This is a genomic window from Parabacteroides caecihominis, from assembly GCF_023656785.1.
Classification (GTDB): Bacteria; Bacteroidota; Bacteroidia; order Bacteroidales; family Tannerellaceae; genus Parabacteroides; species Parabacteroides segnis.
The window spans coordinates 1-14446 of record NZ_JAMOKS010000067.1; the positions used below are offsets into that span (position 1 = coordinate 1).

12 protein-coding genes, 2 tRNA genes and 1 pseudogene are annotated in these 14446 nt (G+C 47.4%); 5 read left to right on the forward strand and 10 right to left on the reverse strand.

Translation table 11 applies throughout. The features are described 5' to 3' along the window. Nucleotides 1-278 (forward strand): annotated as a pseudogene (locus tag NBH14_RS27900) (outer membrane beta-barrel protein); the annotation flags it as partial. Between the two features lie 106 nt (nt 279-384). Here NBH14_RS27900 and NBH14_RS27905 read toward each other — a convergent pair. Further along, nucleotides 385-2682, reverse strand: coding sequence for a cation:proton antiporter (locus NBH14_RS27905; RefSeq protein ID WP_186962033.1), 2298 nt, complete (start codon nt 2680-2682; stop codon nt 385-387). Between the two features lie 102 nt (nt 2683-2784). Between NBH14_RS27905 and NBH14_RS27910 the strand changes: the two genes are divergently transcribed. Continuing rightward, the gene (locus NBH14_RS27910; protein WP_186962032.1) at nt 2785-4803 is read left to right on the forward strand and encodes an alpha amylase C-terminal domain-containing protein; all 2019 of its coding nucleotides are present in this window, start codon (nt 2785-2787) and stop codon (nt 4801-4803) included. A 21-nt stretch (nt 4804-4824) separates the two neighbouring features. After that, nucleotides 4825-5799, forward strand: a complete 975-nt coding sequence (locus NBH14_RS27915) for a type I phosphomannose isomerase catalytic subunit (RefSeq protein ID WP_186962031.1) — start codon at nt 4825-4827, stop codon at nt 5797-5799. Nucleotides 5800-5984: 185 nt separating this feature from the next. On the opposite strand, the gene NBH14_RS27920 is transcribed toward NBH14_RS27915, so the two are convergent. Next, nucleotides 5985-6917: a ketopantoate reductase family protein gene (locus NBH14_RS27920; RefSeq protein ID WP_186962030.1), complete on the reverse strand. Its 933-nt coding sequence runs from the start codon at nt 6915-6917 to the stop codon at nt 5985-5987. Nucleotides 6918-6995: 78 nt separating this feature from the next. Continuing rightward, a complete protein-coding gene (locus NBH14_RS27925) occupies nt 6996-7856 on the reverse strand; it encodes a pyridoxamine kinase (RefSeq protein WP_186962029.1) in 861 nt (286 codons plus the stop codon). Nucleotides 7857-8252: 396 nt separating this feature from the next. Between NBH14_RS27925 and NBH14_RS27930 the strand changes: the two genes are divergently transcribed. Continuing rightward, nucleotides 8253-8456, forward strand: a complete 204-nt coding sequence (locus NBH14_RS27930; RefSeq protein WP_250817971.1) for a hypothetical protein — start codon at nt 8253-8255, stop codon at nt 8454-8456. Nucleotides 8457-8632: 176 nt separating this feature from the next. On the opposite strand, the gene NBH14_RS27935 is transcribed toward NBH14_RS27930, so the two are convergent. From NBH14_RS27935 to NBH14_RS27965, 7 genes are all read right to left on the reverse strand, one after another. Next, nucleotides 8633-8866 carry a YecH family metal-binding protein gene (locus NBH14_RS27935; protein WP_122329384.1) on the reverse strand — a complete coding sequence of 78 codons (234 nt, stop codon included), beginning with the start codon at nt 8864-8866 and terminating at the stop codon, nt 8633-8635. A gap of 196 nt (nt 8867-9062) precedes the next feature. Further along, the gene (locus tag NBH14_RS27940) at nt 9063-9686 is read right to left on the reverse strand and encodes a hypothetical protein (protein WP_186962027.1); all 624 of its coding nucleotides are present in this window, start codon (nt 9684-9686) and stop codon (nt 9063-9065) included. 139 nt (nt 9687-9825) lie between these two features. Further along, nucleotides 9826-9898, reverse strand: a tRNA-Lys gene (locus NBH14_RS27945). A gap of 20 nt (nt 9899-9918) precedes the next feature. Continuing rightward, a tRNA-Lys gene (locus tag NBH14_RS27950) sits at nt 9919-9991 on the reverse strand. A gap of 115 nt (nt 9992-10106) precedes the next feature. Continuing rightward, on the reverse strand, nt 10107-10910 hold the full coding sequence (locus tag NBH14_RS27955; protein ID WP_007653000.1) for an MBL fold metallo-hydrolase: 804 nt from the start codon (nt 10908-10910) through the stop codon (nt 10107-10109). A gap of 46 nt (nt 10911-10956) precedes the next feature. After that, the gene (locus tag NBH14_RS27960; RefSeq protein ID WP_369978355.1) at nt 10957-12015 is read right to left on the reverse strand and encodes an asparaginase; all 1059 of its coding nucleotides are present in this window, start codon (nt 12013-12015) and stop codon (nt 10957-10959) included. 30 nt (nt 12016-12045) lie between these two features. Beyond that, entirely contained in the window at nt 12046-12657 is a 612-nt protein-coding gene (locus NBH14_RS27965) for a trimeric intracellular cation channel family protein (RefSeq protein ID WP_186962026.1), read from the reverse strand. Nucleotides 12658-12817: 160 nt separating this feature from the next. On the opposite strand from NBH14_RS27965, the gene NBH14_RS27970 reads away from it, so the two are divergent. Further along, on the forward strand, nt 12818-14293 hold the full coding sequence (locus NBH14_RS27970) for a DUF3943 domain-containing protein (RefSeq protein WP_186962034.1): 1476 nt from the start codon (nt 12818-12820) through the stop codon (nt 14291-14293). Nucleotides 14294-14446: the final 153 nt, after the last annotated feature.

Consider the following 14446-nt stretch of genomic DNA (forward strand, 5'->3'; position numbering starts at 1 on the left):
AACTGGGCGTAGCCGGAACTGCCGAACTCGGTTTCCTGTTCACCCTGGGCGAAGACACCGACCTGTTGTTGGGCGGCTACATCGACTACGGTTTCACCAACATGAAGAAAAAGAAAGACCAGGAGCTATTATCCACTCCTGCATCTTATCATCCGGACGGGAACATGACGGTAGGAAAAGGTATTTCTTATAATGGCATGATGAATTCAAACGTAACAGATAAAGTGAAGGTTATGTCTTTCGGGGTAAAATTAGGGGTTAGGTTTAAATTGAATTAACGTCGCAATAAAAAAGGATGCATCCTCTTCGTCAAAAGGGTGCATCCTTTTTGTAAATAGGGTGCGTCCTCCTGTTTGGGGGAACGCATCTTCCGAAATATCTTCTTTATTTCTCCTTATGATTCATAATCAGCGTCGATGGCATCTTCTGCAACGCTTCGCGGCGGTGTTCAGAGACGTCGTTCCAGGTATCGTAGCTTATCAACATGAAATTATAGTTGCTGAATATCGCCGCTGTCATATCCTTGTCGGCCAGCAGCGACGCCTGCTTGGTCGTATCGACGAACTGGCGGATGGCATGTTTTATCTTTTCGCTGCCCGGAGTCGTCGAACTGCTGCGGTCGAGGATGCTGACCGATCCGTGGGTTGTCTTCAGCAACGTCGAAGCATATTCCAACAGGAAGAGATCCTTCTCCGAGTCGACCACCACGATCACATTGCTCGCTTTCACGAAGCCGCGGTTCACGAATACCCCCACGTCGCAATTACTTTTTCCGATAAACATTTTCGTCTTGTCTTTCAATAGCGCACCGGGGTAAAACCACGATTCGGGCGCCTTGAAACGGCGGAAGAAACGGTTGTAGAAAGAGGTGCGGTATCGGTTCGCCTCGATGTCGTCCGGCTGGTTACTCATCGAAATGCCCGAACCCACGAGCAGGAAGTCGAAACCCTCCGTGTTTACGATGTCCGTGATATCCTGTCCGGCGTTGTTCGACACCTCGTAGCGCGTTTCTATATTGATTCCCAGCTTTTTCGCCCCATAGAGAATAGGCCCGAAGCTGACTTCCTCGAAGTTATCCGTGTGCAGCGGGTTCACATCCGAACCGACGGTGAGATGAAGCGCCGTAAGGTCCACCTGATGCCGGATATGGGCGAACATCTGGTAGGCTACGTCGAGCATGATCTGCCCGTTGCCTGCACGTCCGAACGAGAGCAACACCTTGAACGTGCCGTCGGCTACCTCCACCGCCTTGTATTCTTTGATCTTCTCGCGCGTCTGGAAGCAGAACTTGATGAACGAAACGAGCGGGATAGTCATAAATGTGGTCACCAGCGTCATCAATACCAGCATCACGAAGATGGACGGGGGCAGGATATGCATTTCGTAACCGATCGTAAGCACGACCAGCTCCATCAATCCCCTCGTATTCATCAGTGCGCCGATATAGAGGCTGTCTTTCCAGCTCTCGCCCACGAAACGAGCCGAAAACATGGCGCCGCCGAACTTACCGATGATGGCCACCAGTATAAAGACGCCGCACATCCACCACAGGTCGGGACTGTTCAGCAGCCCGATCTCTGTGCGTAACCCCGTCGAAACGAAGAACAAAGGGAGAAACAGGGCCAGCGATACATCTTCCACCTTTTCGGTCATGATCTTACGGAATTTCACGTTACTTGGCATCACCACCCCCGCGATGAACGCGCCGAACAACGCATGCAACCCTAACATTTCGGTCAAATAAGCCGAAATGATGAGCAGGAGGAACATAAAAGCGACCAGGCCCTTGTCGATCACTTCCTTATTATGGTAAATATGTCCGACCATTTTCAGGAACGGACGGACGGCAAAGAACATGAAAGCGATATAAATGGCGGAGAAAAGAATATTATAGACCGCACTCAGCATTGACCCCGCCTGTGCGATGGCTATCACGACGGCCAGCAGGCACCAGGCCGTGATGTCACCGTTGGCTGCGCTGGCGAGCGAGATCGTCCCCAGATGCGTCCGCGTCAATCCACGTTCCTGTATGATACGTGCCAGCACCGGGAAGGCAGTGATACTCATGGCGATACCTATAAACAGGGCGAACGATAGGAAGGGAGTGCCTTTGTCGGCATACGTGTCGTAAACGAAGTAGGCAGTAAGCATCCCGCAAAAGAAGGGCACAATCGTGCTTGTATGGCTGATTAGGATCGTTTCCTTTAATTTCTTCCGAACCTCGGTGATATCCAGCTCCATACCGATGGCAAACATAAACAGGATCAGCCCGAACTGGCTCAGGATAGTGATGTTGGCCAGCGACTCGACCGGGAAAAGGAATCCCGAAGCCTCCGGCAGCAAATGCCCCAGCACTGACGGCCCCAGTACGATACCGGCCACAATCTCGCCGATGACCGTAGGCTGGCCAATCTTCTGAAACAACCAGCCGAACAGGCGGCAGGTAATCAATATCGTAATGATCTGCAACAACAGGATGCCGATAGGCGACTGGATATGATGCATCATCAGTTCCCAAAATAAGGAAAAACCTTCACTGAGGTTTTTAGGGGCGTCGTAGGCCGATGTCATGGCGCTTTCAATCTGTTGGCTCTCTCCTTCTTTGGCGATAAAATACATCAATGAACCGAATACAAGGATCATCACTAAATAAAAGGCTATACTCTTTGTTCCTCTACTCATATATTGCATGGGGTTTGATGCAAAAGTAAGAAATATCCCGAGAATATCAATACGGTATCTTTTTTTCTTTTATCTTTGCGCTAAACCAATCTCAAATAAATCATGGAGTCGCTGAATCTAATAAAGAATGACCCTTGGCTTGCCCCTTATAAAGAGGCGATAGAAGGACGGTATCAATACGTGATTGACAAGGAAAAGAGCCTGACCAACAACGGGAAACAGACGTTGGCCGAGATGGCTTCCGGCTATCTGTACTTCGGTTTGCATAAAACCAACAAGGGGTGGGTGTTCCGCGAATGGGCCCCGAATGCCACAGCTATCTATCTTATCGGTACATTTAATGACTGGAAGAAAGACGAACGATATAAAATGAGACGCCTCGGATACGGTGTCTGGGAGATTGCGCTCGAAGAAGAGCTGCTCCGTCACGAAGACCTTTTTAAACTGCTGGTCGAGTGGGACGGAGGAAGCGGTGAACGCATCCCGGCCTGGATACGCCGTGTCGTGCAAGACGAACAAACTAAAATATTCAGTGCACAGGTGTGGAACCCAGCCAATCCATATGCGTTCAAAAACAAACGCTTTAAGCCTGACACCGCCCCGCTGCTGATCTACGAGTGCCATATCGGTATGTCGACGAACGAGGAAAAAGTCGGCTCATACGACGAATTTCGCCGCAACGTGCTGCCCCGCATTGCCCGCGAAGGATACAACGCGATACAGATCATGGCGATACAGGAGCATCCTTACTACGGCTCGTTCGGTTATCACGTCAGCAGCTTCTTCGCCGCCTCGTCCCGTTTCGGTACGCCTGAAGAGTTGAAACAGCTGATAGACGACGCCCACGGCATGGGAATCGCTGTCATCATGGATATTGTGCACAGCCATGCTGTTAAGAATGAAGTGGAGGGCCTCGGACGTTTCGACGGTTCCTATAATCAATATTTCCTGAGCGGTACACGCCGCGAGCATCCCGCCTGGGACTCGCTTTGCTTCGATTATGGCAAGAACGAGGTGTTGCATTTCCTGCTCTCGAACTGCAAATTCTGGCTTGAAGAGTATAAGTTCGACGGTTTCCGTTTCGACGGTGTCACTTCCATGCTCTATTACAGTCATGGATTGGGCGAGGCTTTCTGCAATTACGGCGACTACTTCAACGGACATCAGGACGGCGACGCGATTGCTTATCTCACCCTGGCCAACAAACTGATCCACGAGGTAAACAAGAACGCCATCACCATCGCCGAGGAAGTGAGCGGCATGCCCGGACTGGCTGCCAACTATGAAGACGGCGGCTATGGCTTCGACTATCGCATGGCAATGAACATTCCCGACTACTGGATCAAGACGATCAAGGAAAAGAAAGATGAAGACTGGCATCCCTCGTCCATCTGGTGGGAAACGACCAACCGCCGTGCCGACGAAAAGACAATCAGTTACGCCGAAAGCCACGATCAGGCACTGGTGGGAGATAAGACCATCATCTTCCGGTTGATAGATGCGGACATGTACTGGCACATGCAGAAGGACGACCACAACGCGGTTGTTGAACGCGGTGTGGCGCTCCATAAGATGATCCGTCTGGTGACCGCCTCGACCATCAACGGCGGATACCTCAACTTTATGGGCAACGAGTTCGGACATCCCGAATGGATCGACTTCCCGCGCGAAGGCAACGGATGGTCGCACAAATATGCACGCCGCCAGTGGGAACTGGTAGATAATATGGATTTGAAATATCACTATCTGGGCGACTTCGACCGCGAAATGATCGAACTGCTCCGTAGCGTGAAAAACTTCCAGTCCACCCTGATACAGAAGGTGTGGGATAGCGATGGCGACCAGATTCTGGCCTACATGCGCAAAGACCTGGTATTTGTGTTCAACTTCAGCCCGACGAAATCGTACACCGACTACGGCTTCCTGGTTCCTAAAGGCGAGTATGAAGTGATTCTCAACACAGATGCCCCCCGTTTCGGCGGTTTCGGCCTGGCGGACGATTCGGTGCGTCATTTCACACAATTCGACCCATTATTTAAAAAAGACAAAAAAGAATGGCTTAAACTGTACATTCCGGCACGCAGTGCTGTTGTACTGAGAAAAGTAAAGATAAAGAAGTAATCAAACAACAAAACACACAGTATGTTATATCCAATGACTTTTAAGCCTATCCTCAAGAAGATTATTTGGGGAGGCTCAGACATCTGCCCATTTAAGGGCATCACACCGGTTGAAGAAGGTATCGGTGAAAGTTGGGAACTTTCGCATGTAGAGGGTAACTATTCCATCGTCGATAACGGTGACTTGGAAGGCAAGTCGCTCGACGAACTGATTCGCACTTATGGCAAGCAGTTGCTCGGTGAGAAGGTAATGGACCAGTTCGGCTCTACTTTCCCGCTGCTGATTAAGTTTATCGACGCCCGTGATGACCTGTCTATCCAGGTGCATCCCAACGACGAGCTGGCTATGAAACGCCACAATTCTTTTGGCAAGACCGAAATGTGGTACGTAATCAACGCCGCGGAGGGAGCTGGCCTCTATTCCGGTTTCTCCCAACAAATTGATGCAGAGGAGTATGTGAAACGGGTAGGCGATAACACTATCATGGACGTTCTCCAGCGTTATGAAGTGTCGCCGGGCGATGTGTTCTTCCTGCCTGCGGGTCGCGTTCACGCCATCGGTGCCGGATGCTTTATCGCAGAGATACAGCAGACCAGCAACATCACTTACCGCATCTACGACTACGATCGTAAGGATGCCAACGGTAACGGGCGTGAACTGCATACCGAGCTGGCCAAAGATGCCATCGACTATACCATGTCTCCCGACTACCGCACGCATTATAAGGCACATACCAACGCGACAGTCGAACTGGCCAACTGCAAGTATTTCACGACAAACCTGCTCGACCTCGATACGATGATGGTGCGCGACTTCTCCGAACTCGATTCGTTTGTCGTATATATATGTATGGAGGGTAAGGCTTCTATCCGCGACAATAAAGGAAACGAAATATTCGTTCATCAGGGTCAGACGGTGCTTATCCCGGCAGATACCGAGGTGGTGACGATTTCTCCGGCTCCGAAAGCCAAATTCATGGAGACTTATATCGGATAATTTTCCGGGAAAAAGATAACAGTTTTTCCTGAAAAAAGGAATTAGGAAACAGAAACGACGCAGAAAACGCAGAGTTTCGCAGAATATTTTATTAATAATCAATATAATATCTGCGTTTCTCTGCGTTTTCTGCGTCGTATGCGTTCCCTGTTATTTTGTTAGGCTATGCTGATTTCCCCATGACCTTATTGGGGATAGGGGAATTGTGTCAGCCCGTTGTACATGAACCGGTAGGTGGGGACATCCAGCCCTAGGGCTTCCGCCTCGCGGATTACGTAGCCGGTCAGTGTCTCGATTTCCGTCTGGCCTCCACGCTTGAAGTCGCTGTGCATCGAAGTGGTCGCACCGTTCGGCATCATCTTTTGGGCCTGGATAGACGAGAAAACAATATCTTCCGGCAGTTTGATTCCTTTGGCTTCGGCAACGTCTTTCAACTCGTATCCCAGCGTGATGAACAGGTCGATATGATTTTCTATCACACTGTTAATCGGTTCGTTGAAGTAAGAAGTGATGGTTGCTGCCGTGGAGATCATAAAGAATTTCTTCCATATCTCGAGGTCGATGTCCTCCGGGTTGGTCGATAACACGCGGGCGGAGCTCAATATATTCCTTAACTCCAGTTGTTGTTCCTTATCCTTGCCGTTGAGTCCGAAAAACAAACGGTCCTTGAGGGTGAATTTCTCGATATATCCGGGCGAAACGAGCCGCGCACCTATGTAAACACAGCCTTTCCATATTCTGCTTCCGGGCAGTGTTTTTTCTATCCGTTCGGCGATGTCGGCCCCGTTGAGCAGGGGTAGGATGACAGTCTCCGGACCGATGACCGGCTTCAGGTGACGGATATTTTCTTCCAGATCGTAGCTTTTCGTGCAGCAGAGCAGGTAATCCACCGGACCTATCTCTGCCGGATTGTCGGTTGCGAGGGTTGGTATGGCTATTGTTTTCTTGAAAGATTTTTTTATTTCCAAGCCAAATTCTTTGATAGCCTTCAGGTTCTCGCCGCGGGAGATGAAGAAGATGTCCACATCCTCCGAATCCTGGTAGTGGGCAGCGAGTAACCCCCCGTAGTAACCACCTACAGCCCCTATTCCGGAAATAGCAATTTTTATTTTACTCATATCAATTGTATAGGAGTTTTGAAGTTTATATTCTTATATATATGATGCCGCAAAGATGAAAAATAAAATCGAAACCCTTTATACGAGTTTGAGTTCTTTTAGAAAGTCGGGAAAACTTTGTTCAAAATTAACACCGAAGCGATAGTCGGTCTTTGCCTTGTAAGTCCGCTGGATGCTGTCGGTTGTAAAATGAACGGCAATGGCCGCCGCGTCGATCAGGCTGAAGTCGTTGAGCAAGGCCGATAGCAGGGCGCTGGCAAACACATCGCCTGTCCCGTGGTAATAACCGGGTATTTTCTGGGTGAAGACGTAGTCTATCGTGTCGGTCGTCCGGTCGTAGGTGGCGGCCCCCAGTTCGTCTTCCTTGAAATAAACGCCGGTCAGTACCACTTTCTGCGGACCCAGTGCGCCGAGCTTCCTCAGCAAGCTTTCGATATATGCGTGGGTGTAAGGCCCCGGATGGAACGGTTCGTCGAGCAGCAAGGCCGCCTCGGTGAGGTTGGGCACGATGATGTCGGCTTTTTGGCAAAGCATCCTCATGCCGGCTGCGAACTCGCGAGTGAAGACGGTGTACAGTTCGCCGTTGTCGCCCATAACCGGGTCAACCAGTATCAGGTTGTCTTCCTGCCTGAATGCGTCGAAAAACTCCCTAACGATGTCGAGCTGTTCGAACGAACCGAGGAAGCCGGTGTAGATGGCATCGAACTTTATGTCGAGCGACTTCCAGTGTTTCATGACCGGGCGCATATCTTCCGTCAGGTCGCGGTAGGTGTATCCGCTGATACCTCCGGTATGAGTAGACAGGATGGCTGTGGGGAGGGCTGATGTTTCAATGCCTGCGGCAGATAAAATAGGTAATGCGACGGTGAGTGAGCATTTTCCGAATCCGGACAGGTCGTGTATGGCTGCGACCCTTTTCTGATGTGTTTTATTTTTCATTCTGTTCATTTTTATATCAATACAACAATGGGTGTGCGGGAAATGTTGGAAGCCTGTATCGGACCTTTTCTGCCAGCCGTTGCAAAATAAGCTGATTTTATCATAAAATGGGCCGGATTGTTATGAAATGAGTAAATTTCTTCTTTTTCGGTCTGTTTCCTCCTTTTCGGAGGGTTTGCTTCCGTATTGGGTCTACATTTATAAATATCGTAAATAAAATAGCCGGAGATTGTCGCAAAACATTGCGTCGGGCGGGATACCTTTACATCACAGTTTTTAAGAGATGTTGTTTTGTGAGTTTGATTAGATGTATATAAATATTTTTGGTTAATGACTTTTGCTGAAACTAGTATCCTCCCCTTGGCGTGGGGAAGGACTGAAAAAAAACAGAGATCGATGTATGCCGTTTGCGCAGGCGAGCGTGGAACTTCACTTGTATGTGGTTGCGACGATTCATCGAATGGAGATAAAAAAGACCGTGAGGTGAGTTACAAATCTGATTATACAGGTGCTTTTATAACGGACTGGGAAGTCCCTATTGAGCCGAAGAGTCCTGGTGAGGGCCCGCGAGCTGATTTTATTGTTGATTGGATTAACTAGTATATCAATAAATTCAATGTAATTGGTGAAATCATACTTTTTACTCTATAACGTTAATCCTCATATCTAATAACGTTGTATCCCAAGCCCTTCAGTGGGCAAACAACCGCTCTGTTCGTGAGAATAGGGCGGCTTTTGTATTTTAAAAGGCTTGGGTAAAAATAATTTATATCGATTTAATGACTGCAAACCTTGCTGACATCTACTGTAAAGCCATCATTCATTGGCATGAATTTCCCTTTTTCTTTCAAGAATTCGATTAATTCATCCACATTCATGTTATCGGCCGAGCAGGCATAAAAACGTTGTTCCGGACCGAATTTATTAATGATAGCTGCTCTCAGGCTGCTCTCTGAGTAACTGTTCCCTTCCATCATAAAAAGAACTTCATGCGCATGTAACTGTTCCATAAACTGATTATTAAATGATTTGAGACAAAAGTACACCATCTATCCTTTTAAAATTGTAACATATGTGACAGGAATGAAATTAATTATCGAACTGTCTGCTTTGCAGCATTAAATAAAAAGAGGGTTTGAATATGTATTCAAACCCCATAATTCTTTTTGTAAATATATTAGGTAATCTATATCTGTGAGTTGATAATTACATTAAATCGTCTAATTCTTTCTTTTTTCCCTTTTCATCTCTCTTGGCTTTTTTATTGGCTTGTTTCTCATGCCATTTAGAATAGGGAGGGATGCCTGTATATATTGTATAGGTATATATGTTGTAAGATTCATCAATCGATTTAGCCAAAGCTGCTGTATTCCCCGTTGTTGTACTTACTCCAATCTTTTCAATATCCAATTCAATGGAGTAGTCCTCATAATTGAATTTCTGCATTGTCAGTTTTCCTGAGTTCGTTTCTAATACATCAATATTATTATCGGCTAACCATGTTTGTATTTCGTGGAATGTTTCATTTTTATAAAAAATGACGGTTAAGGATGAGACTGCATTTTTGCCTTTTTGCATAACTATGATATAGTCATCAGGATGAGGTTTGATGTCTGCTGATTGTCCTCCAATTGCACTTAATACATTCATTGTATTGTTAAGGCCATTACTTTTTTTAAGAATGTATTGATTTTTGTTTTTATCATACTTAAAATGTCCTTCTTTTAATCCTTCTTCACTAAGTCCAAGTAATTTAGAATAGGGTAACTGAGCATTTATGCTACCTGCAGCAATAAATGCTAAAAGTAGTATTGTTAAAATTTTTTTCATTTCGTTGAATATTTAGATTGTTGTATTTGTGATTTTGTATTATTATGAATGAATCAATTAGTTTTGCTTGATACTATTAGTAAAAAGCCTCTTACAATATACTTGTAAAAGGCTTTTAGGAATTTAATCCTTTTAATTGTGACCCGGGAGGGGCTCGAACCCTCGACCCAATGATTAAGAGTCATTTGCTCTACCAGCTGAGCTACCGAGTCAATCGGTTTTTTGCTTTGAGTGACCTGGGAGGGGCTCGAACCCTCGACCCAATGATTAAGAGTCATTTGCTCTACCAACTGAGCTACCAAGTCAATCTGTTGCAATCCTTGTTTCCTGCTTGTGGACTTTGTTTCTCGATTGCGGGTGCAAAGATAGAGGTTTAATTTTTCTTTGCAAACTTTTCGGTCGCTTTTTTCTAACTATTTTTTACTCGAATTCAAAGATATCAGACGGAGTCGTGCGCTTAAGTGCTATCAGAGAGACATCTTTGCCGACACGGACCCCTTCTTGAAACAACCGGATGTCGACTGTCTTATAGGCAAGTTCCGGGTGGTTGTTGTCACGGCTGAGGTGGCACAACCAGATATCTTTCAGCTTCGGGTCATAGTTGGCAGCCAGGAATTCGGCAGCTTCGCGGTTACTCAGGTGGCCTGTCGGGCTCGCTACACGTTCTTTCAGGAAAGCAGGGTAGGTGCCGAACTTCAGCATTTCCTCGTCGTAGTTGGCCTCGATGATCAGATGGTTAGCCATTCGCATATAACGACTCACTGTATCCGTAATATGGCCCACGTCGGTCGCAAAAGTAAACTTATGCTCCCCGTATTCAATATAGTAGCCTACGTTGTCCGTGCTGTCGTGAGGTACTTCGAATGCGATGATATTGAAGTTGCGGATGGTAAAAGGTACTTCTTTTTCGATGACCCGGCGTGAACCGATCAACGTCTCTTCCACATAACGGCTTTTTTCTATTCCCCGGTGGACGGCAGCGGTAGTGTATACCGGGATATTCATTTTCTCTCCCAGGCAACCCACTGTCTTGATATGGTCGGCATGGTCGTGTGTTATCAGGACTGCCACGATTTTGGAAAAGTCGATCGCTTTATCTTTCAACACCTTCTTTATGGTACGTATTCCGATACCAGCATCAATCAGTATCCCGAATTCGGGAGTACCCAGATAATAGCAGTTACCACTGCTTCCACTTGCTAAGCTAAGAAATGATAGTTTCATATTTTTCTATTCCGCCTCGCGGCCTATTCTGTTTTACATAGTATAATCAGGAACGGAACGTATCAGGGATCGTCACTTCCCCGATAAGCGAACAGTTCATGTGGTCCTTCACCTCCTCGGGCGATAACCCGTGGCCGAAAAGGAACATCAACTTGGCGACAGCGCTTTCCGTCGTGCTGTCGAACCCGCTTATAACGCCGGCTTCCAATAATTTATGCCCCGTCTCGTACCGGTGCATCTCAACGCTTCCGGCACTACACTGGGTTACATTGACGATTACGATACCCCGGTCTACTGCATCTTTGAGCATGGTCAGGAACCAGTCGTAACTCGGGGCATTTCCGCTACCGAAAGTTTCCATCACGACCCCTTTTAGGTCGGGAATGTTGAGGATGCTTTCCACCACCTGCGGCGAGATGCCCGGAAACAACTTCAGGATAGCGATGTTCCGGTCCAGCAGATAATGCGGTTTCAGCGGCTTACGCGAAACCGGGTGATAAATTTGCCCCGTATCGTATTTAATGTATATCCCGGCATGTGCCAGGGCCGGATAATTGTATGAACGAAACGCATTGAAGTTGTCGGCATTGATCTTGCTCGTACGGTTGCCACGCAGCAAATCGTTTTCAAAGAAGATGCAGACTTCGGGTACAATAGGTATTCCGTTTTCTTTGGCAGCAGCAATCTCGATCGCCGTGATCAGGTTTTCCTTCCCGTCCGTGCGCAACATGCCGATGGGCAATTGCGAACCGGTGAAAATGACCGGCTTGCTGAGGTTTTCGAGCATGAAACTCAGGGCAGAGGCGGTGAACGACATGGTATCGGTGCCATGCAGCACCACGAAACCGTCGTATTTCGCATAATTATCTGCGATGATTTTCACAATCTTCATCCATGAGTCAGGCCCCATTTCGGACGAGTCCATTACCGGATCGAACTGATAAGTCGATACTGAGTAACCGAGCTTTTTCAGTTCCGGCATATTGTCTCTAAGATGTTGGAAATTAAAAGATTCCAATACTCCGGTTTCAGGATTTTCAATCATTCCGATTGTTCCGCCTGTATAGATAAGCAGGATAGAAGCCTTATCGCGCTGATCGTTCATGTTTACTGTCATAATGCAAAGGTAATAAATTTATTCTTCTCCCTTCAAAACGGGAACGCTTATGTGATATTTTACGGCTATGATACGTGCCAGGAATATACCCAACGCAGCAGCGAACTGGGTGAGGGAGGGTGTTAACCCGGCGAGCATACATAAATAATATACACCGCCACCGAACACGCATGCCAGGGCATAGATGTCTTTTCGGAAGATTAGCGGCTCCTCGTTGATTAATATATCGCGCATCATCCCCCCGAACGATCCGGTAATCGTTCCCATTACGATAGCTACCCACATAGGGAAGCCGAATTCGAGTGTTTTAGCGATTCCGACCACGCCGAACAGGCCCAGCCCGATGGCGTCGAATATAAAGAACGTGTTATTCAGCCGGATCACATATTTACGGAAGATGATAACAAACAATAAAGCTAATGCGGAAACAGTTAAATAAGATGTTTGCTCCATCCAGAAAGGGGTCGCATTTAGCAGGATATCGCGTATCGTCCCTCCGCCCACGGCGGTAACCAGCCCGACCACATAGGCACCAAACCAGTCAAATTGTTTTGCAGAGGCCAATCTGATCCCACTAATTGCGAATGCAAACGTCCCTGTATAGTCGCAAAAGGTGATAAAATCTATCATTTTGTTTTTTTCTGCAAAAGTAAGTATTTCCTTTGAATTGTGTTTGTTTCTAGCGACACAACCTAAGAATAATTTAAACCAAACGAATCCTTTACTGTTAATTATATATAAGTTTGCATGAGTTATAGGTATAAGGCTCAGGCCAAAAGATTGTTAGATGATGAAGAGATTTATATGGATAGGATTGCTGGCTTTGCTTTCAGCACAGGGGATGCAGGGGCAACACTTCCCTAAAATGGATACAAGAAATTACGTGAGCGACTCGACTGTTTTCATGCCTAAAAAGCCCTGGCTGGCAGCCGGCGAGGTGTTCGGCTTGAACGTCGGGATATGGGCTTTCGACCGTTTTCTGATGAACGAGGACTTTGCTCATATCAACGGTCATACGATTAAGAACAATTTCAAAACCGGCCCTGTCTGGGATACCGATAAGTTTTCGACCAACCTGGTGGCGCATCCCTACCACGGTTCGCTTTACTTCAACGCTGCACGCAGCAACGGGATGAATTTCTGGCAGTCTATCCCTTTCGCCGCCGGTGGAAGCTTGATGTGGGAATTCTTCATGGAGAACGAACCGCCCTCTATCAACGACCTGATGGCCACCACATTCGGAGGGGTGGAGCTGGGTGAAATCACTTATCGTCTGTCTGACCTTTTTATTGACGACCGGTCGAGTGGGGCGGAGCGTGTAGGGCGTGAGATACTTTCGGGACTGATATCGCCCGTGCGCGGCATAAACCGTCTGATAACCGGTGAGGCATGGCGTCACAGGCCGCATAAGGGTAGGGCATATTCGTTTGTGCCCGTGAACTTTATCGTGAGTGCCGGCCCTCGTTTCCTGGCGGAACAGGAGCATTCGAAACATGGGACGACCAGTATGCATCTTTCGCTGCGTCTGGATTATGGCGACCCTTTTGAGGACGAGTTTTATTTGCCCTACGAATGGTTTCAGCTGCGTGCCGGATTCGATTTCTTCTCCAGCCAGCCGGTCATTACGCAGGTGAATGCTATCGGCGCCTTGTGGGGCAAACGGGTTTGGGGGAAAGGGCCGCGCACGCTGACGGCCGGTGTTTTCCAGCACTTCGACTATTACGACTCGCAGTTGCGCTCCAGCGACGGTGACAAGGTGTCGCCCTACCGCATTTCGGAGGCGGCGGCTGTGGGAGGCGGTTTGATCTATTACAAACGTTCGGAGCCGAGCGACAAGGTCGATGCCTACGGCGAATTTTATGTGAACGGTGTTGCCCTGGGAGGTGGCTCGTCAGACTATTTTCGTCTCGATGAACGCGATTACAACATGGGAAGCGGTTATAGTGTAAAAGCCTTTACAGGTTTGACTTACAACAAGCACTGGACATTTTTGCTGAATATGGAGAACTACCATATTTTTACCTGGAAAGGCTACAATCCGGACATAGACCTGAGTACGGTCGACCCGAATACTTTCAGCGTACAAGGCGACAAAGGTCATTCCCGCTTGACGGTGATGGGCATCAAACTGGTTTATCTTTCCAGCAAAAAATGGAATATATCGCTCTCGAACCGTTACTTTTCCCGCCGCACGCATTACAGCTACCATGATGACGTGAACCGCGCTACCTACGATTTGATGCTTTCTTTGGGAGTGAAAATTTAATGCTTTGCTATTGATTATTACTTCATTACACTTTGAGGTTGATAACCCCCAAAAAGCAGCAATGATGAAGAAACAAGGTAAAGAGGTAACAGAGGAAGATTACAAAAAGTTACTGGGTGAGATCGCCTCTCTCAAGAAGGATTTAACTCAGGA